Origin of the sequence: Flavobacterium adhaerens (assembly GCF_040045115.1) — a bacterium.
Taxonomy (GTDB): domain Bacteria; phylum Bacteroidota; class Bacteroidia; order Flavobacteriales; family Flavobacteriaceae; genus Flavobacterium; species Flavobacterium adhaerens.
Genome location: NZ_JBDLZX010000001.1, coordinates 116,975 through 142,842 on the forward strand (window position 1 = coordinate 116,975; position 25,868 = coordinate 142,842).

Annotated in this window: 23 protein-coding genes; 11 read left to right on the plus strand and 12 right to left on the minus strand. The window is 32.3% G+C overall.

What is annotated here, in order from left to right:
- Window positions 1-19 precede the first annotated feature (19 nt).
- Window positions 20-370, minus strand: a complete 351-nt coding sequence (locus ABEB18_RS00550) for a YbaB/EbfC family nucleoid-associated protein (protein ID WP_348797050.1) — start codon at window positions 368-370, stop codon at window positions 20-22.
- A 110-nt stretch (window positions 371-480) separates the two neighbouring features.
- On the opposite strand from ABEB18_RS00550, the gene ABEB18_RS00555 reads away from it, so the two are divergent.
- The 3 genes from ABEB18_RS00555 (at window position 481) to ABEB18_RS00565 (ending at window position 4,895) form a co-directional block, all read left to right on the plus strand.
- Window positions 481-2,541, plus strand: a complete 2,061-nt coding sequence (locus tag ABEB18_RS00555; protein WP_348797051.1) for a S9 family peptidase — start codon at window positions 481-483, stop codon at window positions 2,539-2,541.
- A 72-nt stretch (window positions 2,542-2,613) separates the two neighbouring features.
- A complete protein-coding gene (gene capA / locus ABEB18_RS00560; protein WP_348797052.1) occupies window positions 2,614-3,654 on the plus strand; it encodes a cysteate synthase in 1,041 nt (346 codons plus the stop codon).
- A 323-nt stretch (window positions 3,655-3,977) separates the two neighbouring features.
- A complete protein-coding gene (locus ABEB18_RS00565; protein ID WP_348797053.1) occupies window positions 3,978-4,895 on the plus strand; it encodes a LamG domain-containing protein in 918 nt (305 codons plus the stop codon).
- A 101-nt stretch (window positions 4,896-4,996) separates the two neighbouring features.
- On the opposite strand, the gene ABEB18_RS00570 is transcribed toward ABEB18_RS00565, so the two are convergent.
- The 6 genes from ABEB18_RS00570 to ABEB18_RS00595 all read right to left on the minus strand — a co-directional run bounded on the left by ABEB18_RS00570 (window position 4,997) and on the right by ABEB18_RS00595 (window position 10,731).
- Window positions 4,997-5,707: a YebC/PmpR family DNA-binding transcriptional regulator gene (locus ABEB18_RS00570; RefSeq protein ID WP_348797054.1), complete on the minus strand. Its 711-nt coding sequence runs from the start codon at window positions 5,705-5,707 to the stop codon at window positions 4,997-4,999.
- An 80-nt stretch (window positions 5,708-5,787) separates the two neighbouring features.
- A complete protein-coding gene (locus ABEB18_RS00575) occupies window positions 5,788-7,827 on the minus strand; it encodes a S41 family peptidase (protein WP_348797055.1) in 2,040 nt (679 codons plus the stop codon).
- A gap of 5 nt (window positions 7,828-7,832) precedes the next feature.
- Window positions 7,833-8,915 carry a glycine cleavage system aminomethyltransferase GcvT gene (gcvT, locus tag ABEB18_RS00580; RefSeq protein ID WP_348797056.1) on the minus strand — a complete coding sequence of 361 codons (1,083 nt, stop codon included), beginning with the start codon at window positions 8,913-8,915 and terminating at the stop codon, window positions 7,833-7,835.
- 119 nt (window positions 8,916-9,034) lie between these two features.
- Window positions 9,035-9,499, minus strand: a complete 465-nt coding sequence (locus tag ABEB18_RS00585; RefSeq protein WP_348797057.1) for an Mpo1 family 2-hydroxy fatty acid dioxygenase — start codon at window positions 9,497-9,499, stop codon at window positions 9,035-9,037.
- A 50-nt stretch (window positions 9,500-9,549) separates the two neighbouring features.
- The gene (locus ABEB18_RS00590) at window positions 9,550-10,059 is read right to left on the minus strand and encodes a GNAT family N-acetyltransferase (protein WP_348797058.1); all 510 of its coding nucleotides are present in this window, start codon (window positions 10,057-10,059) and stop codon (window positions 9,550-9,552) included.
- A 96-nt stretch (window positions 10,060-10,155) separates the two neighbouring features.
- Window positions 10,156-10,731 (minus strand): DJ-1/PfpI family protein, encoded by a 576-nt coding sequence (locus ABEB18_RS00595; protein WP_348797059.1) that lies wholly within the window; start codon window positions 10,729-10,731, stop codon window positions 10,156-10,158.
- A gap of 152 nt (window positions 10,732-10,883) precedes the next feature.
- On the opposite strand from ABEB18_RS00595, the gene ABEB18_RS00600 reads away from it, so the two are divergent.
- The 3 genes from ABEB18_RS00600 (at window position 10,884) to ABEB18_RS00610 (ending at window position 12,961) form a co-directional block, all read left to right on the plus strand.
- Window positions 10,884-11,732 (plus strand): NAD(P)H-hydrate dehydratase, encoded by an 849-nt coding sequence (locus ABEB18_RS00600; protein WP_348797060.1) that lies wholly within the window; start codon window positions 10,884-10,886, stop codon window positions 11,730-11,732.
- 73 nt (window positions 11,733-11,805) lie between these two features.
- Complete coding sequence (locus tag ABEB18_RS00605; RefSeq protein ID WP_348797061.1) at window positions 11,806-12,600, plus strand: HipA family kinase; 795 nt, start codon at window positions 11,806-11,808, stop codon at window positions 12,598-12,600.
- Window positions 12,578-12,961, plus strand: a complete 384-nt coding sequence (locus tag ABEB18_RS00610; RefSeq protein ID WP_348797062.1) for a DUF3037 domain-containing protein — start codon at window positions 12,578-12,580, stop codon at window positions 12,959-12,961. The genes ABEB18_RS00605 and ABEB18_RS00610 overlap by 23 nt, the downstream gene beginning before the upstream one ends.
- Before the next feature lie 94 nt (window positions 12,962-13,055).
- On the opposite strand, the gene ABEB18_RS00615 is transcribed toward ABEB18_RS00610, so the two are convergent.
- On the minus strand, window positions 13,056-13,535 hold the full coding sequence (locus ABEB18_RS00615; RefSeq protein WP_348797063.1) for a hypothetical protein: 480 nt from the start codon (window positions 13,533-13,535) through the stop codon (window positions 13,056-13,058).
- Between the two features lie 64 nt (window positions 13,536-13,599).
- Window positions 13,600-13,914: a hypothetical protein gene (locus ABEB18_RS00620; protein WP_348797064.1), complete on the minus strand. Its 315-nt coding sequence runs from the start codon at window positions 13,912-13,914 to the stop codon at window positions 13,600-13,602.
- Window positions 13,915-14,684: 770 nt separating this feature from the next.
- On the opposite strand from ABEB18_RS00620, the gene ABEB18_RS00625 reads away from it, so the two are divergent.
- The 4 genes from ABEB18_RS00625 (at window position 14,685) to ABEB18_RS00640 (ending at window position 18,798) form a co-directional block, all read left to right on the plus strand.
- Entirely contained in the window at window positions 14,685-16,805 is a 2,121-nt protein-coding gene (locus ABEB18_RS00625; RefSeq protein ID WP_348797065.1) for a hypothetical protein, read from the plus strand.
- Between the two features lie 35 nt (window positions 16,806-16,840).
- A complete protein-coding gene (locus ABEB18_RS00630; protein ID WP_348797066.1) occupies window positions 16,841-17,149 on the plus strand; it encodes a DUF1360 domain-containing protein in 309 nt (102 codons plus the stop codon).
- Between the two features lies 1 nt (window position 17,150).
- Entirely contained in the window at window positions 17,151-17,369 is a 219-nt protein-coding gene (locus ABEB18_RS00635) for a hypothetical protein (RefSeq protein ID WP_348797067.1), read from the plus strand.
- A gap of 181 nt (window positions 17,370-17,550) precedes the next feature.
- Window positions 17,551-18,798: a ComEC/Rec2 family competence protein gene (locus ABEB18_RS00640; RefSeq protein ID WP_348797068.1), complete on the plus strand. Its 1,248-nt coding sequence runs from the start codon at window positions 17,551-17,553 to the stop codon at window positions 18,796-18,798.
- 63 nt (window positions 18,799-18,861) lie between these two features.
- On the opposite strand, the gene thrC is transcribed toward ABEB18_RS00640, so the two are convergent.
- The 3 genes from thrC to thrA all read right to left on the minus strand — a co-directional run bounded on the left by thrC (window position 18,862) and on the right by thrA (window position 23,693).
- Window positions 18,862-20,151 (minus strand): threonine synthase, encoded by a 1,290-nt coding sequence (gene thrC, locus ABEB18_RS00645; RefSeq protein WP_348797069.1) that lies wholly within the window; start codon window positions 20,149-20,151, stop codon window positions 18,862-18,864.
- 123 nt (window positions 20,152-20,274) lie between these two features.
- A complete protein-coding gene (locus ABEB18_RS00650) occupies window positions 20,275-21,195 on the minus strand; it encodes a homoserine kinase (RefSeq protein WP_348797070.1) in 921 nt (306 codons plus the stop codon).
- A gap of 50 nt (window positions 21,196-21,245) precedes the next feature.
- Window positions 21,246-23,693, minus strand: a complete 2,448-nt coding sequence (gene thrA, locus ABEB18_RS00655; RefSeq protein WP_348797071.1) for a bifunctional aspartate kinase/homoserine dehydrogenase I — start codon at window positions 23,691-23,693, stop codon at window positions 21,246-21,248.
- A gap of 629 nt (window positions 23,694-24,322) precedes the next feature.
- Between thrA and hutH the strand changes: the two genes are divergently transcribed.
- Window positions 24,323-25,837 carry a histidine ammonia-lyase gene (gene hutH, locus ABEB18_RS00660; RefSeq protein WP_348797072.1) on the plus strand — a complete coding sequence of 505 codons (1,515 nt, stop codon included), beginning with the start codon at window positions 24,323-24,325 and terminating at the stop codon, window positions 25,835-25,837.
- Window positions 25,838-25,868 lie beyond the last annotated feature (31 nt).

A 25,868-nucleotide genomic window follows, 5' to 3' on the forward strand; every position in this document is an offset into this window, starting at 1 on the left:
GAAACCTGAAACAAAAAAATTACTTAAACAAATTATCCATTCCTGGAATCATTGGCATATCCATTTTGGCAACAGCATCCAATTCGGCTTGGTTTATTTTTGTTGCTTTTTCTATAGCTTTATTTAGTACTAAAATCAAATAGTCTTCCAGTTGCTCTTTGTCTTCTAATAAAGTATCATCAATAGCAATTGATTTTATTTTGTTGTTGGCAGTCAAAGTAACTTTCAATAAGTTGTCGTTGCTTTGTTCGTCAATTAATACTGAGTCTAAGCGTTTTTTAGTATCTTCTATTTTTTGTTGGGTTTCTCTAAGTTTACCCATCATTCCCATTAAATCCATTTTGTTTTTTTTAAAATTTCTTGAAAGCAAATTTAAGCTTTTTGATTTTTAGTTGTGTTAAATAAGATAAAAAACGGACTGGTTTTAAAAACACTTTGTTTTATTTTTGCATTTTTTAATGCTAAACCTACTCGCAAACAATGCCAGAAAATAGTACAGCTCCTGTAGCTAAAGTGATTCCAAAGAAGCTAAAGAAATTTAATGAAGTAAGAATAGATAATTATTTTTGGTTAAACGACCGAGAAAATCCTGAAGTTATTGATTATTTGAATCAAGAAAATAACTATTACCAAGAAAAAACAGCCCATACTAAAGATTTTCAGAACACTCTTTTTGAGGAAATGAAAAGTAGAATTAAGGAAGATGATGAGTCGGTTCCTTATTTGTATAATGGCTATTATTATATCACTCGTTTTGAAAAAGGCCAAGATTATCCCATTTATTCCCGAAAAAAAGGAAATCTTTCTGCCAGAGAAGAAATTTTATTTGATTGTAATCGAATGGCGATGGATAAACCCTATTTTCAATTGGGGGCATTAAGTATTAGTCCAGACAACAAGTTAGCTCTTTTTAGTTATGATATTGTTGGAAGACGTATTTATACCATTCAAATAAAAGATCTAGAAACTAACAAAATTCTAGACGATAAAATAGAAAACGTAACAGGAACAGCAGTTTGGGCCAATGATAATAAAACTATATTTTATTCAGGTAAAGACGATGTAACCTTGCGTTCTGATAGAATTTTAAAACATAAACTGGGTACAAATCAAGCTGATGATGTATTGGTTTATTTTGAAGAAGATGAAACTTTTAATGTTGAAATTGCCAAATCAAAGTCTCAAAAATATTTAGCAATTGAGTCGGATAGTACTTTAACGACAGAATACCAGATTCTTGATGCGGATACTCCAGATGAAGAGTTTACAATTTTTCAAAAAAGAGTGAGAGGCTTAGAATACAGTATTAGTCATTATGAAGATTGTTTTTATGTTTTGACCAATAAGGACAAAGCTGAAAATTTTAAGTTAATGAAAACCCCAGTTAATGCTACTTCAAAGAAAAATTGGACAGAAGTAATCGCTCACAGATCAGATGTTTTACTAGAAGATATCGAAATATTCAAGAATTTTTTAGTTTTAGAAGAACGTGAAAACGGACTAAATAAAATCAGAATTATTCCTTCAAATGGAGATCAGGAGTATTACCTGTCTTTTGAGAGTGAAACTTATACTGCTTACACAACCGCTAATATTGATTTTGAAACTGATATTTTACGTTTTGGATACCAATCGATGACAACACCAAAATCTGTTATCGATTTTAATATGAAAACTAAAACGAGAGAAGTTTTAAAAGAACAGGAAGTTTTAGGAGGAAAGTTTGATAAAACAAATTATATTGAAGAAAGAGTTTGGGCAACCGCTCAAGATGGGGTCAAAGTGCCAATTTCTATGGTATATCGAAAGGGACTTAAGAAAGACGGTAATAATCCGTTGTTGCAATATGCTTATGGTTCATACGGACATTCTATGGATGCTGGTTTTTCGACTACAATTTTAACGCTGTTAGATAGAGGATTTATTTTTGCGATAGCACATATTCGTGGAGGTGAAGATTTAGGAAGACAATGGTATGAAGATGGTAAATTGCTAAAAAAGAAAAATACATTTACCGATTTTATCGATTGCTCTAAATTTTTAATAGCCGAAAAATATACCTCTCCAGAACATTTGTATGCCGAAGGAGGATCGGCAGGTGGCTTGTTGATGGGAGTTGTGGTAAATACAGCTCCAGAATTGTACAATGGTGTAATTGCACAAGTAGCGTTTGTAGATGTCGTTACAACAATGCTCGATGATAGTATTCCGTTGACTACAGGAGAATATGACGAATGGGGTAATCCCAATACTCGTAAATATTATGATTATATGTTGTCCTATTCCCCTTATGATAATGTAAAACCACAAAAATATCCTAATATGTATGTGTCAACAGGTTTACATGACTCTCAAGTGCAGTATTGGGAACCCGCCAAATGGGTAGCAAAATTAAGAGCTTTCAAGACAGATAATAATTTACTTTTTTTAGATACCAATATGGATGCAGGGCACGGAGGAGCTTCTGGTCGCTTTGAAGCACTCAAGGAATTGGCTAAAGAGTATAGTTTTTTATTAGATTTAGAGAAAATTGAAAACTAATTAGATTTTTTTTGTTAGATTTGCAATATATCGGGGTAGATTAAAAAATGCTCTCAGATAAACTATTTTTTTATGAAAGAAGAAATAAATGCTTATAATAATATTTTAGAGTTAATAGGTAACACTCCACTTATTAAACTAAATAATGTAACCGAGAATATAAAAGGTAATTTCTACGCCAAAGTAGAGTCTTTTAATCCGGGTCATTCATCCAAAGATAGAATTGCTTTGTATATTATTGAAGAAGCAGAAAAAAAAGGAATTTTATCTCCAGGTGATACAATTATAGAGACAACCTCGGGAAATACTGGATTTAGTTTAGCCATGGTAAGTATTATAAAAGGTTATAATTGTATTCTTGCTGTGAGTTCTAAGTCCTCCAAAGACAAGATTGACATGTTAAGGAGTTTAGGTGCTAAAGTTTATGTTTGCCCTGCTCACGTTTCTGCAGATGATAGTCGTTCTTATTACAATGTTGCCAAAAGATTACACGAAGAAACAAAAGGGTCAATCTATATCAATCAATATTTCAACCAACTTAATATTGATGCACATTATAAAACTACAGGACCAGAAATTTGGAAACAAACAAATGGTAAAATTACTCACCTTGTAGCTTGTAGCGGAACTGGAGGAACTATATCTGGAACTGCAAAATTTCTAAAAGAACAAAATCCTAATATAAAAATTCTTGGTGTTGATGCTTTTGGTTCGGTACTAAAAAAGTACCACGAAACCAAAGAGTTTGATAGCGAAGAAATTTACCCTTATAGAATTGAAGGTTTAGGAAAAAATTTAATTCCCTCGGCAACAGATTTCGATATTATTGATAAGTTTATCAAAGTTTCAGATGAAGAAAGTGCCCACTCAGCAAGAGAGATTACTAGAAAAGAAGGATTGTTTGTAGGATATACTTCGGGAGCAGTGATGCAAGCCATAAAACAATATGCTGAAGAAGGTGAATTTGACGCTAATAGTAATGTAGTAGCAATATTCCCAGATCATGGATCACGCTATATGAGCAAAGTTTTTAGTGATGATTGGATGAATGATCAAGGTTTCTTTGATAGTATAAATGAAGAAGAAGCTCAGAAAATAGAATTCATAAAATAAAAAAACAAAAAAAACTCCAGATATCTGGAGTTTTTTTTTAAAACAAAAGTTTTGTCATTATATTGTTTTGATAAGAATAATAGTCGATGTTTTTAATTTGAAATTGCTATTTATTTGGTGAAAATGAAAGATAAATATGAGTAAAAAACAATAAAATCTATTATTGATTATGTATCTCGTAAAATGTTTTAATGTTTTTTGTGGATTAAACGAATATTTAAGCGTTTCATCGGAATATTTAGTTTGTGAAAAGTAGTAGGGTTAAATTTGATATAAATAAATAAAGCCACAATTGTTTATTAACAAATTTAAAACTATAACTTATGAAAAAAAATTTACTCCTTTTCGTAGGGTTTTTATTTTCTCTACAAGTTAATGCTCAAACAGCAATTCAAGAATTTAATTTTGATGGTAATCTTAGCAATACGGATAAAACCATTTCGTTTAATGGGGTTGTAAAGTATGTGAATGATAGATCAGGTGTTGCGAATAAGGCAATCCGAATACACAATACTACATTGGAAGCGATAATTGGAAATTTACCTCTTTCAAATGCGAAGCGATCCGTTTCAATTTGGCTAAAATATAATACTGTTGCTTCTGCAAATTATATTTGGGGCTACGGATCGTTAACAAATGCTCAATATTATGGTTTGTTACAACAAGGAACCACTACCTCAAGTTCTGATTTGAATCTTGCAGGTTGGGGGCCAGCCAACGATGTTATTGTGACTACATCAATTTCTCCAGATACTTGGTACAATTATACGGTTACCTATGATGGACTTACATCAAGAATTTATAGAAATGGCGAGTTAATTAAATCTTCTATTAGTCCAAGAAAATTAACTTCGGCTCTTGTTTTTTCTATCGGAAAAATGGGAGATGCAGTTAGTATTAATGCAGATATTGATGATTTAAAAATTTATAATGTAGCCTTAACAGGAGAAGAAGTGAGTGCTTTGTACAATAATAGTTCGGCTTTATCTCCAGATAAACCAATTGTTGCTCCAAACAATCAAGTATCGAAAACATCATCAAAAATAACAAATGTACTTGTAGAGAAAGATCCATTAGAATCTAATGTGAAATCAACAGAAATCTATTCGACTCAGGGCTTAAAGGTTTTGACGGGAAGTACAAATAAGATAGATGTTACAAATTTGCCAGAAGGAACTTATTTGCTGAAAGTAAAAAAATCTGAAACAGCAACAGTAAATAAATTAACCGTAAATGATTAGTTAATTGCTTATGCTTATGATTTCTTTAAAAAAATTGTAAGAAAGAAAAACCTCTAGTTGTATTGCTAGAGGTTTTTTTTTGTATTGAATGATTAAAGTTTTTACTCTTCCATAGTATGATAAACGTTCATAACGTCATCATCTTCTTCCATTTTTTCGATCAATTTTTCAACATCTGCCATTTCAGCTTCTGTCAATTTTTTGGTAATTTGTGGAATTCTTTCAAAACCAGATGATAATATTTCTATTTTTCTATTTTCTAATTCTTTTTGAATAGTACCAAAACTGCCAAATGGTGCGTAAATTAAGATTCCGTCTTCATCTTCAAATACCTCTTCTGCTCCAAAATCAATTAGTTCTAATTCTAATTCTTCTGGGTCAATTCCTTCTTTAGGAATTCTGAAGTTGCAAGTATGGTCAAACATAAATTCAACAGAACCTTGAGTTCCCATTGTTCCGTTGCATTTATTGAAATAACTTCTAACGTTTGCGACTGTTCTATTGTTGTTATCAGTAGCAGTTTCAATCAATAATGCAATTCCGTGTGGTGCATACCCTTCGAATAATACTTCTTTATAGTTTGCAGTGTCTTTATCGGTTGCTTTTTTGATGGCGCGTTCAACATTATCTTTTGGCATGTTTGCTGCCTTCGCATTTTGAATAACGGCTCTTAATCTTGAATTGGCATCAGGATTTGGACCGCCTTCTTTTACTGCCATAACAATATCTTTACCAATTCTAGTAAAGGCTTTGGCCATTGCAGACCAACGTTTCATTTTTCTACCTTTTCGGAATTCAAATGCTCTTCCCATTTCTTTTTGTTTTGTGTTGCAAAAATACAGCTATTCCTTATTTTTCCAAAATGCTTAAGAAAATCTTTTTAGAATTTCTTTCAATTGATTTGTTTAAGTGTTTTGTAATCGCTTATAATTGAAATAGCTTCGTTGAGGTAATGATTAGATTTTAGATTATCAAGTTGGATTTTGTTGTATTCTACCAGAGAAGGGTAGAGGATTAACAAGGATTTGTTGTATTCTGAATTGGATACTTCTAAGTTTAAATCGTCTGATGAAAGACTACTTATTTCTTCGGAAAGTTTGTTGATTTTAGTTTGATTTTCAAAAATTGCATCCAATGTCATTGGTATTTCGATAAGAGGTTTTTTTATTTCAGCTTCAATTTTTGTATTGAGGCTTACTATAGAATTAAAGTAAGGATCTTTACTTACTCGATCTTTACTTTTTTCGGTTAAGGTTTCGATCAATTCATTGCTGACATAAGGGGTAAATCGGATTCTGGATTTTAAAGAATCATTTTTTAAGGCTGTAGGAAATCCGCTTTCTTTTTGAAAAACATCTTGATAAATTGTAGGAATCGAAACGTTAGGAATAATTCCGGTCGCTTGGTGACTTTTGCCTGTAATTCTGTAAAATTTACTAATGGTAAGTTTTACAAAATGACGCTCATCATTTTTCTCTAAAGGTTGAATAGTCTGCATTGTGGCTTTCCCTAAAGTAGTACTACCAATCAGAATTGCTCTATTGTAGTCTTGCATGATGGACGCAAAAAATTCACTCGCTGATGCCGAATTTCCGTTGATAATAATGACAATTGGTCCTCTGTAAATTACACCTTTGTAAGGATCATTTATAACCGATAATTTATCTCGACTATCTTTTACAATCGATATGGGGCCACGATCAATAAAAAGTCCAGCAAGTTTGACGGCTTCTTCCATCGAACCACCACCGTTATCAGTCAAGTCGAGCACAAGACCGTTAATGTTATCTTTCATGAGTTTGATGGTTTCTTTGGCAACATCTTGTGCGCATCCTTTGTTGTTATGTCCTTCAAAATCCGAATAAAAGCTTGGGATTTTTATATAGCCAACTTTGATTTCTTTGTTGACAATAAAACTGTAAACAGTGTTTTCTTCATCTTTTAAAACCTGTTTTTGAATGTTTACATTGAATGCTTTTTCTGATTTTCTTTTTAGTGTTAATTCAAGACTTACATTGGCATCTGTTGACATCATTATAGCGATAGATTCTAATGAGGAACAAGAAACTTCAAGTGTTTCTTTATCATTCGAAATGGCTATAATTTGATCTCCTTTTTTTATTTTTCCTGTTTTAAATGCGGGGCCATTTGGGTCGATCCCAACAATAATAATTTCGTTTTTTTCATTTAGACTTATATCTAATCCAAGTGATAATTTTTCTTTGGATAGATTGGAAACAAAACTTGATTTGGTATCGCTACTGAAATAATTAGTATGCGGGTCAAAATATTCACAAAAAATATTGTAAAAATCGTCTTCAAATAATTTATCATTTGTTAAGGAAGTATTGATTTTGCAAAGCTCATTTTCTATAATCCTTTTTTTTGCATTGTTGCTTAAGGAATTAAAGTTTGCTTTTAATGAGTCAATATTTTTGCTTTCTCCAGCAATTTCGCTATAAATTTCGTATCGGATTTTTTTATTCCAAGCTTTTTCAATTTCGTTTTCTTTCATGTAGAAATCAAAGTTTTTTTGTCTGAAACGAATTGTATCACGTGTGCTAAAATCGATAGGTTTTTTATTTAGGTTTTCTAATACCGCTTTGTTTCTTAGTAATGCAGTTTTGTATTCTTTTTTTATGTTTTCAAGAAAAGAACAATTTCTGTCTAAGATTAAATCATCTAATTGATATAGGTACTGTTTGGAGAGTAAATCGACTTCTGATTTTAAAAATATATTTCTTCCAGGATCTATATCATTTAATAATTCATTAAATAGATAAGCCGATAAACTGTCGTTTACCGGCTTTGGACTGTAGTGCTCTTTTTGAAGTAGTTTATTTATTTTGAGTAAAATTTCACAATTGGTGTCACCATTTTGAGCAAATAGAGATAAAGAGAAAAATAGTAATACAAATGTGTTTTTTTTCATATAAATTATTTTTTATAGAAAGGAAGTTTTACCACTTTGGCAGGAACATCATTTTTTCTGATTCGGATATAGATGTCGCTATCAATAATACTGTTTGGAGTTGTAACATACCCTAATCCAATTCCTTTATTCATAGAAGGAGACATGGTTCCTGATGTTACAATTCCGATTGAATTGCCGTTTGCGTCAACAATTTCGTAATCCTGTCTCGGAACTGCTCTTTCTTGCATTTCAAAAGCAACTAATTTTTTGCTAACCCCGTTTTCTTTTTGTTTTTTGAGGTTGTCTGAATTGGTAAAGTCTTTTGTGAATTTAGTAATCCATCCCAAACCAGCCTCAAGTGGAGAAGTGGTGTCGTTTATGTCGTTTCCATATAAACAGAATCCCATTTCTAAACGTAAAGTATCTCTAGCAGCTAAACCTATTGGTTTGATTCCAAATGCTGCACCAGCTTCAAAAACTTTGTTCCAAATGGTTTCTACTTCTGAATTTTTGCAATAAATTTCAAATCCTCCTGCACCAGTATAGCCAGTAGCAGAAATGATTATATTAGGAAAACCAGCAAAATCAGCTACTTCAAAGTGATAATATGCAATTGAAGCTAAATCTATAGACGACAACGATTGCATTGCTTCTACTGCTTTTGGTCCTTGAATGGCTAATAACGAATACTCATCAGAAAGGTTTCGCATTTCGACTCCTAAATCATTGTGAGAAGAAATCCACTCCCAATCTTTTTCAATATTTGAAGCATTTACTACCAATAAGTACTGTTCTTCTTTCATCTTATAAATGATTAAATCATCTACAATTCCACCTTCATTGTTAGGCAAACAAGAATATTGAGCTCTTCCTATTGTTAGTGTTGATGCATCATTAGATGTTATTTTTTGAATCAAATTCAATGCATTTGGTCCAGAAATAATAAACTCTCCCATGTGCGATACATCAAAAACACCTACTGCATTTCGAACCGTTTCGTGTTCAGTATTAACCCCTTCGTATAGAATAGGCATATTGTATCCAGCAAACGGTAGCATTTTCGCTCCCAAACCCTCATGTATGTGCGTTAAAGCAGTATTTTTCATTTGTTTTTTTTATATAAAAATTAAGGTGCTAATTTATGGCTTTTATTTTGCTTGGCAATGACTATAAAAACCCAAAATTATACTCTCTTGAATCTTTTTGAATAATGTTGAGTATTGGATTATTTTTTAGAAAATAAATTTTGAAGCACCCAAGCAGGACCTATCAATAAGAATTGTAAATCCTTAAGAAAAGAAGGCTTTTTTCCTTCTATTTTATGACCGTAAAATTGACCAAACCATGCCAAAATAAAAAGGGTAATCGAAAATTTCCAAAGAGTTAAGTATTGGCCAATGTAAAAATTTAGAATGAGGCATAGTATGGCAAAAAATGTTATTTTGATTGCCATTATGATTGATAGTCTGACATAAAAAAATAAAACAAAAAGCAAGGTTATGGTTGCCCAATTTTCGATAATTGGATGGTTTAGTTGAAGTGTTTTGTTTAAAATAGTACTTGGAATACTCATTAATAATCCAACAATTGAAAAGAAAATTGCAGGAACGCAAATGTAATGTATGGCTTTGTTTTTTGGATTTTGATGGCTTACCGAGTATTCTTCAAACCATTGGTTAAGTGTTTTCATAGCAACAGTTTTTGTTCTAAATTTATGAAATACTCTGTATCAAATTTGATTTACAATATCTTTTTTTCGAGGATAATAAATTCTAAAGGCTCTTTAGATATAATGGCATCTGTTCCGTTAAGGGGAAAAGACTCTCTAATTCCTGTGTCAACAAAACCATGTCGGTTATACCATGCAATTAATTCTTTTCTTACAGAGATAACGGTCATTGTGATTTTGGGTAAACTTAATTGTATTGCATATTTTTTTGCTTCGTTCAATAATTCTTTTCCGATACCGCTATTTTGCAATTTAGGTAAAACAGTAAGCATTCCGAGGTAGAGTTTGTCTGATTTGTTTGTTAACAAAACACAAGCAATTATCGTATTTTCTTTTATGACTTTTAAGATGGTATTGTTGTCATTCATTAAGATATTTCCTAGTTCGTCTATGGTGGTTCTTTTGTCTTGCAATAAGTTGGCCTCGGTTGTCCATCCCAGTTTAGAGGTTTCGCCACGATAGGCAGAATTAATTAGTTTTTCAAGAGCATAAATGTCTTCAAGAGTAGCAACAGCAATCATGTGTTATTTTTTTATTTCAAAGATAAAAAACTACAACCAGAATTAATCCCGTTGTAGTTTTTGTCGTTAATTGTTCATGATTAATTTGATACAGTATTAAATCTCGATTTTTGTTCCCATGATTTTTAGAAATTCTCTAATAAATGCTGGATGTGCAGGCCAGGCAGGAGAGGTTACTAAATTCCCGTCAACAAAAGCACCATCAACAGGAATCGATTGGTACTCACCACCTGCTAAGGTTACCTCTGGGCCTACTGCTGGGTAAGCGGTTAATTTTCTGCCTTTGACAACATTGGCTGCTGTCAAAATTTGAATACCGTGACATATAGCTGCAACTGGTTTGTTGGTTGTAAAAAAATGTTGCGTGATTTCGATTACTTTAGGGTTTAATCGTAAATATTCTGGTGCTCTACCTCCGGCAATTACCAAACCGTCATAATCGGTTACTTTTACATTGTCAAAACTATAGTTTAAAACAAAGTTGTGACCAGGTTTTTCTGTATAGGTCTGATCGCCTTCAAAATCATGAATGGCTGTTTTTATTAAATCTCCTTTTTTCTTTTCTGGACAAACAGTATGAACGGTATAACCTATCATTTCTAACATTTGAAAAGGAACCATTGTTTCGTAATCTTCTGTAAAATCGCCAGTCAAGAATAATACTTTTTTCATTTTTTCTTTTGTATTAAAAATTAATTATCAGTTTGTTGTTCGGATTTTATGAAAAGTAAAGAATCAGTAAAATCTTAGTTTGTTGTACTATAAAGTTAATTAAAAAAGTATTTACTATTCTAATTTTAGTAATTTTAAGAGAAAAATGAAGTATGGTAAACTCAATTGATGTCGATAGAGCCAAAATTTTGAAATGCTATAAGCCAATCGACGAAAATACACATAAGGGATTGCAAGGTCATGCTTTGATTATTGGAGGGAGTTATGGAAAAATGGGGGCAGTTTGTTTATCTACTAAAGCTGCTCTTAAAACGGGTTGTGGACTGGTAACTGCTTATGTACCAAGATGTGGTTATGAAATTATTCAAACTGCTAATCCTGAAATTATGACAATTACTGACGATCATAAAAAATACATTTCTAATATACATTTCAACTTTAGCCCAAATGCAATTGGGATTGGACCAGGCATGGGGCAAGAAATTGCCACGCAAAAGGCTATGCATGATTTGCTTTCTAATTATATAAATCCATTGGTTATAGACGCAGATGCTTTAAATGTTTTGGCACAAAATCCTACGTGGTTAGCGTTGGTGCCTCCTAAAACAATTTTTACTCCACATTTGAAAGAGTTAGAACGACTGATAGGGAAATGGAATTCGGAGGATGAAAAAATTCAAAAAACAATCTCTTTTTCACTTCAAAATCAAGTTATCGTTGTGATGAAAGGAGCACCCACCTATATTATTGATGGGGAATTGATTTATAAAAATACAACAGGGAATGCTGCTTTGGCAACCGCTGGTAGTGGTGATGTACTTACGGGAATGATTACAAGTTTGTTGGCACAATCTTACGAACCACGTGATGCTGCAATTTTGGGAGTTTATTTGCATGGATTGACTGCAGATATTGCTTTGCCTGTAACCGGATACCAATCATTTATCGCTTCAGATTGTATTGCATATATCGGGAAGGCCTTTTTAAGCCTCGAAATTTAATGCGATTACTTGTGTTTGACTCTATCGTTACCTAAATAGGAATTTGTAAATTTGTTGTTTCTAAAATTAAACTATGAGAAAACCGCTTGAGTTAAGAACGGTCGATGTTACCCGTTATATTTTACCATTACGAGAAGGAGGTTCGCTGCCTGCACTTGCCGAAGCTGATGATGATTTTAAATATGTTTTAAAATTTCGTGGTGCTGGGCATGGTGTAAAAGCATTAATAGCTGAGTTTGTAGGTGGTGAAATTGCAAGAGCTTTAAATTTAAAAATACCCGAATTGGTATTTGCTAAATTGGACGAGGCTTTTGGTCGAACAGAGGGAGACGAAGAGATACAGGATTTACTGCAAGGAAGTCAAGGTTTGAATTTGGCAATGCATTTTTTATCAGGAGCCGTTACTTATGATCCAGTTGTTACACAATTATCAGCTGAATTGGCCTCGAAAATTGTTTGGTTAGATGCTTATATTACCAATGTTGATAGAACCTTTAGAAATACCAATATGTTGATTTGGCATAAAGAGTTGTGGTTGATAGATCACGGTGCTTGTCTGTATTTTCATCATTCGTGGAATACTTGGGAAACTCATGCTAAAAGTCCATTTGTATTGGTAAAAGATCATGTTTTATTACCACAAGCGAGTATGTTAAAAGAAGCTGATATCGAATGTAGAGCATTGCTTACACAAGATATTTTACATGATATAGTAAATTATATTCCAGAAGATTGGTTGCTTTGGGAAGATAGCGAACAAACTCCAGAAGATATTAGAAAGGTTTACTTTCAGTTTTTATGGACTCGATTAAATCATTCAGAAATTTTTATAAACGAAGCCCAAAATGCAAGAGAAAAACTTATATGAATACGCTGTTATTCGTGTGGTGCCTAGGGTAGAACGCGAAGAGTTTTTGAATGTAGGGATTGTTTTATTTTGTAAAAAGGCAAAATATATTAAAATGCGTTTTAGTATTAATGAAGCTAAATTGGCTCTATTTTCTAATGATTTTGATTTGGAGCAGCTTCAGTCAAATTTGGAGTCTTTTCAAAAAATAACACTTGGTGGAAAAGAAGGTGGTCCTATTGGAGAATTCGATATACCATCTCGTTTTAGGTGGTTAACTGCCGTTAGGAGTTCTGTTATACAAACATCAAGACCGCATTGTGGTTTTTGTGAAGATTTAGATAAAACCCTTCAGCGTTTGTTTGAAGAAATGGTTTTGTAGCCATATTGATTTTGTAAAGAATTTCGAATATTGGGATAAAAACAAAAAGAGGTAGAATCAACTTGCCTCTTTTTTGTATTTAGATTTTTGGTTTTTAGTAATTGTAAGCAACAGCTTCTAATCGAGAATCAGTTTCCTTAGTTATTTTTACAAAAGGATATCCTTGTTTTGCTGCTTGTTTTTTTAGTCTAGTTTCAGCTTGAGCAATCCAATCTGATTTAGTTTGTCCTTTTGGTTTGTGTATTGTTGTTTTTAAAGCTATACCTTGATGTAAACCTAATGTTTGTTCATTGTTTAATATTTGAACATTTTTGTAACCTGATTTTCCAGAAATGTCAACTTTATGGTTGTCAATAATTACAGTATTTGTTTTTTTGTCAATAATTTTATTAACCGCCAAAAGACTTATTTCGTTTACAGCACTGTCTCCAGGTAATGAATAAAATACAGTATTGTTTTTGGTGGTAACATAGTTAACTTCTATTTTTTCTCCATTTTGTTTTACAATAATATGAGTGTCAGCAAAAATTAATGAAGTGAATAATATAAGTACAAGTGTGAATATCGTTTTCATGCGTATATTTTAATTTAAGTATTTCTATAATTATTTGTTTGAAATCAATGATTTCAATAACGGACTAAGCAAATAAATTAAATTCAGGAGGAGGTATTGATAGATTTAAAAACACTGTCTGCGGCAAGGTTATCACTTTGCTATAATTTAGTTCAGTTGCAATTGTAGTTAGAAATGGGATCTTAAAAGAGGGTAATTCATATACTAATTCAAAATTTTTATCTTCTATATCCAATTCGCCTCCAGGCAGTGCTTCTTTTCTATCTTGTATATTTTTTTCGGTATTTGTTTTGATAATATTAGACACGCATTTTACACCCCAAGAAAGTGTAATGAAAAAACATAGTGCTAAAAATGTTATTTTGCGTGCTGTTTTCATACTTGTAAAAATAACTTGAAAACTCAGTAAAATCAAGGGTTTTAATAATTTTTTGATTAATATTTTTTGAATTTAACTACATTTGAAAAAAGTATAAATTCATGTATTGTTACCCTTTTAGAAATAGGGTTGGTATGTAAAATATGTCTTGAATTTAAAAAAAGACCCTAAAAAAATAGTGGTTGAATGAGTTTCTAGATTTAAATTAATTTTGAAAGATGGGATTATTCGACTTAAATTTTAGATTAAAGAGAGTTTTTCGACTAAATTTTAGTAGCAGATTCGCTTTTGAGATAAAATGAGAAATAGAATTATCGACATATTTGCTTTTGTTCAAGTAATAGAGATGCTTTCAAAAACAGCATAATATCTTAAAATACAATCCAGAGTATTTATAAACTAAACTTGATTAGACAATGTTAATTTGTTTAATCAAGTTTTTTTTATCCTAATTTTTTCTTCTTTAATTCTATTGCTATAAAGGTTTGATTTTGTTTTTTAAAGTAAAGTTTTTTTGTAAGTTGTTTTAAAACAGGTATTTATACGCTTGTAAAATGTTTGAAAGCGAAATAATTTTGAGTGAATTTTTAATAAGTATCAAAAAATAATCAATTTTTTTGTAGTTGATTTTATTTTTTTACCAATTTATTTTGATGCCCCAGTTTTCAAAAGATTACAATTTGTTGAGCAAATAAATTTAAAGTATAAAGAAAACGAATGGAGTAAGCCGAAAATCCTATCAAAGAGTTGGCAAAAAAATAAATAAGAATATGAAAGTCGAAAAAACAAAAATCAGTGCAAATTTAATCGTTAAGCCAGAGCGTACGCATTTTAAACATATGCTTGCCAAAAATCCTAACTATTTTGGGAATATAGCCGAGAGTAAGCTGAAACCTATCATAAAGATTATTTCTGATCCTAGTTATGAAACACTTACTTGTGTAGGTTATAACCCCGATACAGCCGAAATGAAAGCCACTTTTTCAATCAATAGATCTTCTGGATATTCTGGCAATTTATGTGGTTTGGGTTCATTTGAGTATGTTCGGTTTTATTTAGATTTTCACGATGGTGCTGGTTTTATAGATCAAGGTTCTGTTGCAGTAAATGTGCATGATATTCCTAATAATAAAGATTGTAATGGGAAATCTATTTTTCCAATTCAATATGTTGCTACGTTAAAGAAAAAAACACGCAAATTTTCTACCTGTAGTTCACCATCATTACCTACTTTGAGGGCTATTTTATCTTGGAGTACTGATCCGCCTACTGCATCTCCAAACTGGACTCCCGTTTGGGGAGGAAGACTGGATAGTGATGTGCAGTTAAAACCAACTTGGCTGATTAGTTTAGAACATTTGGAGGATTTAGAAATTGATTTATCCCAATATTTTGATATCGCAAAAGCTTCGCCTAATTTAACTACAAAACAATTAAAGGAGGTTACTGGTATTAATATTGATGAAATCTCATCAACCAAATCGAATATTTCTCTAAACGATTTAATTCTGAAATATGATAAACTAAAAGTTCCTGTAACACGAACTATTTATAAAAAAGTTTCGAATATGATTAAATATCCAACATCCGAAATAACGATTATGGATAAATCAATTTTAGAGAAATTAAAAATAAATATTATTCCTATTATTGATGAAATCATTGCTTTTCCATTTGATACTTCCAAAGCGAATGTCGATTTTGAAGAATTGGAGTGTGTAGGACTAGATTATGCTTCAGAAAGTTTGGTTGCTACTATACGAATAAAAAAGAAAACTGGCTTTGTAGGTGATTTATGCGACTCAGGAAGTAAAGAATTTATCTCGTTTTGGGTTGATTGGGATAATTCATGTTCTTGGCAATATGTTAATACAGTTGAATTGAAAGTTCATGATATCGACATGAAAGGAGATAGTTTGTCTTATTCGGTTTCCTTACCATTAGACGCTACTTTTCATAGAAAATTATGTACAACACCAAATGTTATTCGTGTTCGTGGAGTATTGTCGTGGAATGTAGCGCCCTCTACAATAGATCCTAATAAGTTAGAGTATTATGGTAATAGAGTTGATTCTCACGTACAAATTAAACCTGGTTTAGAATTAAATCCTGGTGATGTAATTCCGCTATTTAATATCATTGGTGGTATAGATGTGGCTCATGTTAATGATCTAACAGGATTGACATCGTCTGGGGCATTTTTTGCATTAAATGGAATTCCTGTTCCAACTGGAGCTCCATTTGGAGGTGTAATTGTTTTAAATGGCCCATCTTTCCCTGGTTATCGTTATAAAATAAAAATTACAAACTTAGCAAATGGTACCGTGAGTTATGCAAATGATACTTTTACCGTTGTTGGCTCATTGCCCCATGCACCTTGGGTGCAATATACTACCCAAACACCTGATGCGGGAGGGTATTATCCATTTTTGGATGTTTCCAAAAATACTCTAAATGTTTTGGCTAGATTTACTCCTACAACCGAGGATCGATTCTTAATAGAAATGGAAGTTGATACTATACCTGGTGCATTTTCGAAAATTATCCAAATAGATAATTCTGCTCCCGTAATTCAATTGCATGTAAATGATCTTGGCGATTGCACACATTATGCAAAAGGGGATACTATAACAGGAACATTCTACGTATATGATAAATATCTTCATTACTGGAGTTTTGGAAGTACTTGGGGAACTGGTACAGCAGATCCTACAGGCACGACCAATACACCGGCTTTGCCTGGTAATTCTTTTAGTATCGCTACATTGGTAAATTCTTATCCTTGTGGTAGTATTTCTTTATATGCTGTCGATAAAACAATTGTAAATAGTCAAAGTGTTGGGCATTATACACCTGCTTCTTACAATATTTGTTTGAAAGAAAAAAAATAAAATTAAGTATAAGAAGGCTGTCTGAATTGTTTTAGATGGCCTTTAATTTTGGAACAATGAGTGATCTAGAGAAATATTTTATAATTGTGATTGTAGTATGGAGACTTACTCATTTGATTTGTTTGGAAGATGGACCTTTTGATGTAATTTTTAAAATTAGAAAAATGGCTGGAAATACTTTTTTGGGACGATTGATGGATTGCTTTTACTGTCTAAGTATTTGGATAGGATTGATTTGTGCTTATTTTTTGTCTGGAATTTGGCAAGAAATACTTATTTTAACACTGTATTATTCGGGAGCTTCTATTTTGCTTGAAAAGTTTACCAATAAAAATTTTAGTTGATATGTGTAATTGTAATCAAAAACGTTCAGCGTTTACCAATATGAGCAATCAAAATCCTATAGGGATGGTTAGAGTAAAACTGGTTAAAAACGAAGCGGTTGTTTTGAATGGGAATATAACTGGGAGAACCTATATTTTTAGAACCATCAATGATGTTAATTGGGTAGATAAAAGAGATGCGTTGAGTATAACAGCTTATCAGGGATTACAATTGATTTAGACAGATATTGTGATAAACGTTTGTTTTGGTTTTTAAATCTAGCTAGAAGTTTTTGTGCTTTTTAAAAAAGAGTAGTTTTTCATTTTCAATTGTTTAGCTGTTTGTTTTACTTTAAGTTCTTCCCCATAAAATGGTAGTAATTTTTTAGAGAGCAGATTGCTAATAACAAAATATAATAGATATGGCCGAATTTAAATATGCTTCCACTAATGAGGCAATAATATACGAGAGTGTTAGTGGCGGAAAGGGTAAGAATCCAATCAACAGAGTATTAATGGGAACTTATGTCAAAATCATTAATGAAAATGATGAATGGACTCAAATTTACGCTTTTAAAAAAAATGGGTGGATGCGTTCTTCTGATTTATCTAATGATATGGGAATGAAAATATTTTTCTTAGATGTAGGACAAGGAGATGGTACATTGCTAGAAGTTGGTAAATACAAAATAGTGATAGATGCTGGGCCTAATAGTAGTATGTATAATTACCTAACTAAATGGCAATACAAATATCTTTTGGATAAAGGGGAGAAAGTTCATATAGATTTTTTGATTGTAAGTCATTTTGATACAGATCATTATAAAGGATTTGTTAAAATTTTACAAGACAAGCGTTTTACTTTCGGAACAATTGTTCATGCAGGGATATTAAAATTTGCTGTTAAAGATAACCCATACAGTAGTGGTCTTGGGGAAATTGTTTCAAGTAATGGGAAAAAGTATTTGACAAAAGTATTTGATGATTTGTTGACAGTCAGCGAACAAGTCTCGTTTAATAGAGATGTAACAGCGTTTTTGAACGCATTGCATGATGCTGACATTCAAGGAGTGAAACGATTTGAACAAGGAGATATAATAATTGAGGAACAAATAGAAAGTCAATCCTTTCGTATAGAAGTATTAGCGCCTTTTACAGAAAAATTAAACGATGAAAAAGCATTTGTTTATTGGAAAGATGACGGTAAAACAATTAATGGTCATAGCCTAGTTTTAAAAGTTGTTTTTGGAAATAGAACTGTTTTATTGGGTGGAGACTTGAACACTTTTTCCCAGCACTACTTAATGGAAAAATATCCCTTCGAGAACCCTTTTGAAGTAGATGTTGCTAAATCTTGTCATCACGGTTCCTCAGATTTTTCAGAAAAATTTATGGAGTTGGTAAATCCATATGCTACGGTAATTTCATCAGGTGACAATGAGGGGCATGCTCATCCTAGAGCAGATGCTATTGGTTGTGCAGGTAAATATTCTAAAAGCAAACGCCCTCTTGTTTATTCGACAGAATTAGCGCGCTCAACAGATTTAAAGAATCAAAAAATTCTTTATGGAATGATAAATCTGCGAACTAATGGTAAAGATATTTATATGAGTCAAATGAAAGAAGTTAAAAATAATTCTGATTTATGGGACTCATACGAAGTAAAATAGAAAATGATCATACCACAAAAAAAAACGGCCAATAATAATCTTGGCCGTTACTTTTACTATGATCTATCCTAAGAAGCTCTTTAATTCTTCGTAGGTTTTGATTTTGGTACTTACTTTTTCTTTGTTCATTACACTTTCAATTTGTGTAGGCAATGGTAAAGTTATGTTTAATGCTGGTTCTACAACATCCAAAAATTTAATAGGGTGCGCTGTTTCAAGGAAAACTCCAATTGCATTTGGAAAGTTTTGTAGCTCTTTTTTCAATCCCAAATAACCAACGGCTCCATGAGGTTCTGCAATGTAACCATCGGTTTTATAAATAGATTTCATTGCTTCTAAAGTTTCTTTATCGGTATATGAAAAGGATGAGAAATCTTTTCTGAATTCATTTAAATCATTGTTGTATAATTCTTGAATACGAATAAAATTACTTGGATTTCCTACATCCATTGCATTCGAAATTGTAGCAATAGACGGTTTTGGTTCATAATTTCCTTTTTCTAAAAATCTTGGAACCGTATCGTTTACATTGGTTGAAGCTACGAAATGTTCTATAGGTAAGCCTAATTTTTTAGCCATAATTCCAGCACAAATGTTTCCGAAATTTCCACTAGGACAAGAAAATACCATTGGCTTGTTTTGTGATTTTAATTGTTTGTAAGCAAAGAAAAAATAAAACATTTGTGGTAACCAGCGCGCTATATTGATAGAATTGGCCGATGTTAGGTTTTTGTGTTTTAAAGTTTCGTCCAAAAATGCTTTTTTGACCATATCTTGACAATCATCAAAAACACCGTCAACTTCAAGAGCTTTGATGTTTTGTCCTAAAGTTGTCAATTGTCTTTCTTGAATATCACTTACTTTTCCAGATGGATAAAGAATCACAACATCAACACCTTGAACTCCTAGAAAACCACTGGCAACCGCACCTCCTGTGTCACCGGAAGTAGCTACAAGTACTGTGTTTTTATTGTCTTTTTTATCTTTATTGAAATAGCCTAGACAACGTGACATAAAACGCGCGCCAACGTCTTTAAAAGCCATTGTTGGACCGTGATATAATTCTAAGGCATAAATGTTATTTTCAACTTTTTCGGTTGGAAACTCAAAGCATAAAGTTTCGGCTATGATTTGTTTTAGGGTTTCGGTTGGAATCTCATCACCTACAAATTGCTGAATGGCTTCGAAAGCAATTTCTTCATTAGATAAATTTTCTATATTGTCGAAAAAACTTGATGATAGGGGAGTGATTTTTTCAGGGAAATACAAACCTTTGTCGGTTGCTAATCCTTGTATAACAGCTTCTTGGAAAGAAACTTTTGGTGCGTTATGATTTAAACTGTAATATTTCATTGTTTTTAGTCCTTAGTTTTTAGTCCTTAGTTTTTTAGTCCTTAGTTTTTTAGTCCTTAGTTTTTTAGTCCTTAGTTTTATGCTAACTACTAAGAACTAGGAACTAATTACTAAGGACTTATATTAAATTATTGATATTCCTTGGTCATTTACTTTAGAAACGTGAATTTCATAAGGCAAATTCATTTCTTCATAAACAGCACTCATGGCTTTGGCGATTTTATTTGCTGTTTCTTCACCTTTGCTTAATGCAAAAATAGAAGGGCCAGAACCAGAAATCCCTGAACCAAGTGCTCCGTTTTCGTAAGCTGTTTGTTTGATTAAATCAAATCCAGGAATTAGCATTGAGCGAATTGGTTCGATGATTTCGTCGTGCAATGAACGGCCGATCAATTCATAATCCTGAGTGTACAGTCCTGCTACTAATCCGCCAACATTTCCCCATTGTGTAATGGCACTTTTTAGAGAAACAGTTTGTTTTAATACAGAACGTGCATCGGAAGTTTTTAACTCAATTTGTGGATGAACAACCGTTGCATATAATTCGGATGGGCTATCAATTTTAATAATATCCAATGGATTTGAACTACGAACTAGTGTAAAACCTCCCAAAAGGGCAGGAGCCACGTTATCAGCATGTGCATTCCCACTGGCTAATTTTTCGCCTTGCATGGCAAATTTTACCAATTCTTTTCTGGTAAAAGGACGGCCTAATAATTCGTTGATTCCAAAAACTGCTCCTGCAGAACTAGCAGCACTACTACCAATACCACTTCCGGCTTTGATGTGTTTGTAGATTTCAATTTCAAAACCAAATTCGGTTTCAACTTCTTCTAACATTGCTAGTGCAGCAACTCCAGAAACGTTTTTTTCGGTTTCTAATGGCAAATCAGCTCCTACAATTTTGGTAATACGAACTCCTTTTACATCAGATTTCCGAACAATCATTTCGTCTCCAGCAGTAGCTAAACATAGTCCGAGTACATCAAAACCACAAGAAAGATTTGCAATTGTGGCGGGGCAGAATAATTTTATTTCTTCCATTTTTTATTTTTTTTCGTAGAGACACTCTATAGTGTCTCTACTGCGTAAAATTACACATTTCCTATTCTAATTACATCAGCAAAAATTCCAGATGCAGTAACTGCAGCACCAGCACCAGCTCCCTTGATTAATAAGGGTTGGTCAACATAGCGATCTGTATAGAATAAAACGATATTGTCTTTTCCTTCCAAATTGTAAAATGGATGGTCTTTTGGGATAAATTGTAAGCCTACATTTGCTTTTCCGTCTTCAAATTGAGCTACAAATTTCAATCGGCTTTCTTTTTCATTTGCTTCTGCTAAAATAGATTCAAAATGTTTTGCGTGTTCTTTCAATGAAGCAAAAAAAGCGTCGTTGTTGGTAGTTCCCATGCATTCTTTTGGTAAGAAAGCTTTGTTCTCAATGTCTTCGATTTCCATTTGATATCCGCTTTCACGAATTAGAATCAGAATTTTTCTTGCAACGTCAATTCCGCTTAAGTCTATTTTGGGATCTGGTTCAGTAAATCCTTGAACTCCTGCTTCTTTTACTACGTCGTGGAAAGAATTATTTTCGTCAAAATTATTGAATATAAAGTTTAAACTTCCAGACAAAACGGCTTGAATTTTATGTACTTTATCACCTGAAGCGATTAAGTTTTTTACAGTGTCAATAATTGGTAATCCTGCACCAACATTAGTTTCAAATAAGAAAGGGGCATTGTATTGGCGAGAAAGGTTTTTTAGTTTTTTATAATTATCATAGGCTGATGAACAGGCAATTTTATTACAAGTTACTACAGCAACGTTTTGTTTTAAATACTGCTCGTAAGTTTTAGAAATCTCTTCGTTTGCCGTAATGTCAACAAAAATACTATTACGCAAATTAAGTGCTTTTACGTTTGCAATAAATTCCTCTTTGTTGGCATCTTGTCCATTTTCTAAAAGGGATTGCCATCCTTTTAATGAGATTCCATCATCATCAAAATGCATTTTTCTAGAATTTGAAATAGCGATAACTCTCAAGTTTATTTTTAGGTTTTCTTTTAAAAATTTCTTTTGTTGATGAATTTGTTCAATGAATTTTTCGCCTACATTACCAACACCCATTACAAATAAATTTAATTGTTTGGTGTCTTCTTCAAAGAAGTTTTCGTGTAATGTATTAAGTGCTTTTTTGACATCTCTTTCATTGATAACTACTGATATGTTTCTTTCAGAAGCACCTTGCGCTATAGCACGAATGTTAACGTTGTTTTTCCCTAAAGTGCTAAACATTCTTCCACTAAGACCTTGGTGGTTTTTCATGTTTTCGCCAACTAGTGCTATAATGCAGAGGTTTTGCTCTACAATGCAAGGGTCAATTTTGTTTTGAGCAATTTCATTTTGGAAAGCTTTATTAATAGCAATTTCAGCCGATTCCGCATCTGAGCTCGAAATACCAATACAAATCGAGTGTTCGGATGATGCTTGTGTTATGAAAATAACATTGATACTTTCGTTTGATAATACTTCGAATAAGCGTTTCGATGATCCTGCAACACCAATCATTCCAGAGCCTTCCAGTGTAACCAAAGCAATATTGTCAATATGAGTAATTCCTTTTACAGGATTGGTTTGCTCTGTAACAGAATTTGAAATTAAAGTTCCTTCGGCTTTGGGCTCAAAAGTGTTTTTGATAATGATTGGGATGTTTTTTCTTAAAACAGGCTGAATAGTAGGAGGGTATAGTACCTTGGCGCCAAAGTGAGATAACTCCATTGCTTCCTGATAAGAAATTGTAGCAATAGGTCGAGCTTGTTTTACAATTTTAGGGTTTGCTGTAAACATTCCATTAACATCTGTCCAAATTTCTAATTCGTTTGCGTTCAATGCTCCAGCAATGATTGCAGCTGTGTAATCAGAACCGCCACGACCCAAAGTAGTGATGATACCATCCATAGACATAGAAATAAAACCAGGCATGATGGTAACTAGAGTATCATCAGATTTGAAATAATCTGTAATGAGTTGATTGGTAATTTCAAAATTTACTGCAGCTTTTCCAAATTGATTATTAGTTTTAATCAATTCACGACTATCTTTATAAGAACTGTTTTTTAGTCTTTGTTTTAATGCTTCAGCGATAATAAAAGATGATAATAATTCACCAAAACTTAAAATAGTATCTAAGGTTCTTGGTGATAATTCTCCTAAAAGGAAACATCCATCTAGTAGTGTTTCTAAATGATTAATGATTCTTTTGATATGGCTTAAAGCTCCACTTTGTTCACTAACAGGAATTAGTTGTTTGAGTGCTTCTAAATGTTTTTTCTCAATTTCAGATACAATCTCTTTGAAGTTCTCGTCATTAGATGCAGCTAATGAAGCCGCATTTTGTAACAAATCGGTAACTTTGCTTAAAGCGGATACAACCACGACAAGTTTTTCTTCGTGTGATTTATTAAGAACAATGTCTAATACTAATTTTATGTTTTCTGCATTGGCTACCGAAGTTCCGCCAAATTTTAATACTCTCATAACAAGTTTGTATTTGTTTTTATTTAAATCGAATGGCGTTTTTTTTACGCTGTTATTCAGTTGTTTATGTGTTTTTTTAAATATAAATGCAATTATTTTCTATGCACTCATGAACTACTTTCTTTAATAAAGAAGCATAGCAAAAATGGATTATATGTAATAATGAATACCCCTAAGGGGTAGTAGTAATTGTTGTAGTAACAGCAGAAACAACCCAAGTAAGAGTTGTATTTGAAGAGTGATATTTGCTGTTAAATTTTTTCATTTTGATTTTTCAAAAGTACTGTTTTTTATAAAAAAATAAGTCTTTTTAAGTCGTTTTTATGAATACTTTAATAAATAATTTCTAATAGGGATTGAAATTTAATATTGTGTAATATAATCCTTTGTTTATTGAGATTATCATTGTTTTAAGGAAAGGTTTTGCAATGGTTTTGATGCTAAATTAAGTTGTAAGTTACAGTAAAATAAGCTTTTTTTTGTTTAGGTGTAGATAAGAAGCTTTGATTGGTTTAGAATAAATGATTGTCAAATTTCTCAAGATTTTGAATATGATGTTTAAATTATTTTTAGAAATAATTGCTTTTTAATGTTGATTTATTGAATTTTGGTCTTTAAATTTTAGTAAAATGGAGAATACACATTATATAAATACAGATTTACTTTCTTTTGAGGAATTACAAGAGATTGTTTCTTATGATAAAAAAATAATTCTTTCAGATCTTGTTAAAGAAAAAATTCAAAAATGCAGGGATTTTTTGGATGCCAAAATGGCTTTGCATTCTGAGCCAATATATGGTATTAATACTGGTTTTGGTTCGCTTTGTAATGTAAAAATATCGAATGAGAATTTATCAAAACTGCAAGAGAATCTCGTTAAATCACATTCCTGCGGAACTGGTGATGAGGTGCCAAATGAAATAGTGAAGTTGATGTTGTTGCTTAAGATTCAATCGTTGAGTTATGGCCATTCTGGAATTCAATTGGAAACTGTTGAGCGTTTGGTTGATTTTTATAATAATGATGTATTGCCAGTAATTTATGCACAAGGTTCATTAGGAGCATCAGGCGATTTGGCTCCATTAGCGCACTTGTCTTTGCCATTGTTAGGAGAAGGAGAGGTTTGGTTTGAAGGCAAGAGGATGAAATCGGCCGAAGTATTAAAAAACTTTGGTTGGCAGCCAATAGTGTTGCAATCAAAAGAGGGACTTGCTTTATTAAACGGGACTCAGTTTATGAGTGCCTATGGAGCATATATAATAATGAAAGCACATCGTTTTTCTTTTTTTGCAGACCTTATTGGTGCAATCTCTTTGGAAGGTTTTGATGGTCGAATTGAACCTTTTAATGAGCTGATTCATTATATTCGCCCTCATAGAGGTCAGATCTCGACAGCCAAAAGAGTAAAAGAGTTTCTTGATGGTAGTGAAATTATCAAACAACCCAAAACTCATGTGCAAGATCCTTATTCTTTTCGTTGTATTCCACAGGTACACGGAGCTTCTAAAGATACGTTTCATTATGTAGAAAAAGTATTTAAAACTGAAATAAACTCAGTTACTGATAATCCTAATATATTTATTGAGAGTGACGAGATTGTTTCTGGGGGTAATTTTCATGGTCAACCTTTGGCACTGGCTTTAGATTTTATGAGTATTGCTTTGGCAGAACTTGGTAGTATTTCAGAGCGACGAACTTTTCAATTAATTTCTGGATTACGAAATTTACCTGCTTTTTTGGTAGATAATCCAGGATTAAACTCAGGATTTATGATACCACAATATACAGCAGCAAGTATAGCAAGTCAAAATAAACAGTTGGCTACACCATCAAGTGTTGATAGTATTGTGTCTAGTAACGGACAAGAAGATCACGTGAGTATGGGAGCAAATGGAGCAACTAAGTGTTTGCGTATTATGGAAAATCTAGAGCGCATTTTGGCTATAGAATTGATGAATGCCTCCCAAGCAATTGAGTATCGAAGACCTTTACAATCAAGTGATTTTATCGAAATGTTTTTGAAATCATATAGAGATGAAGTGCCACTTGTGAAAGAAGATAGGATTTTACATTATGATATAGAACGAACGGTTAATTTCCTGAATAGTTTTCAAATTGAAAATGATTTGTTAACAATGGCTTAACATTAGCATAAAATAATGAAGTAATTTTGCA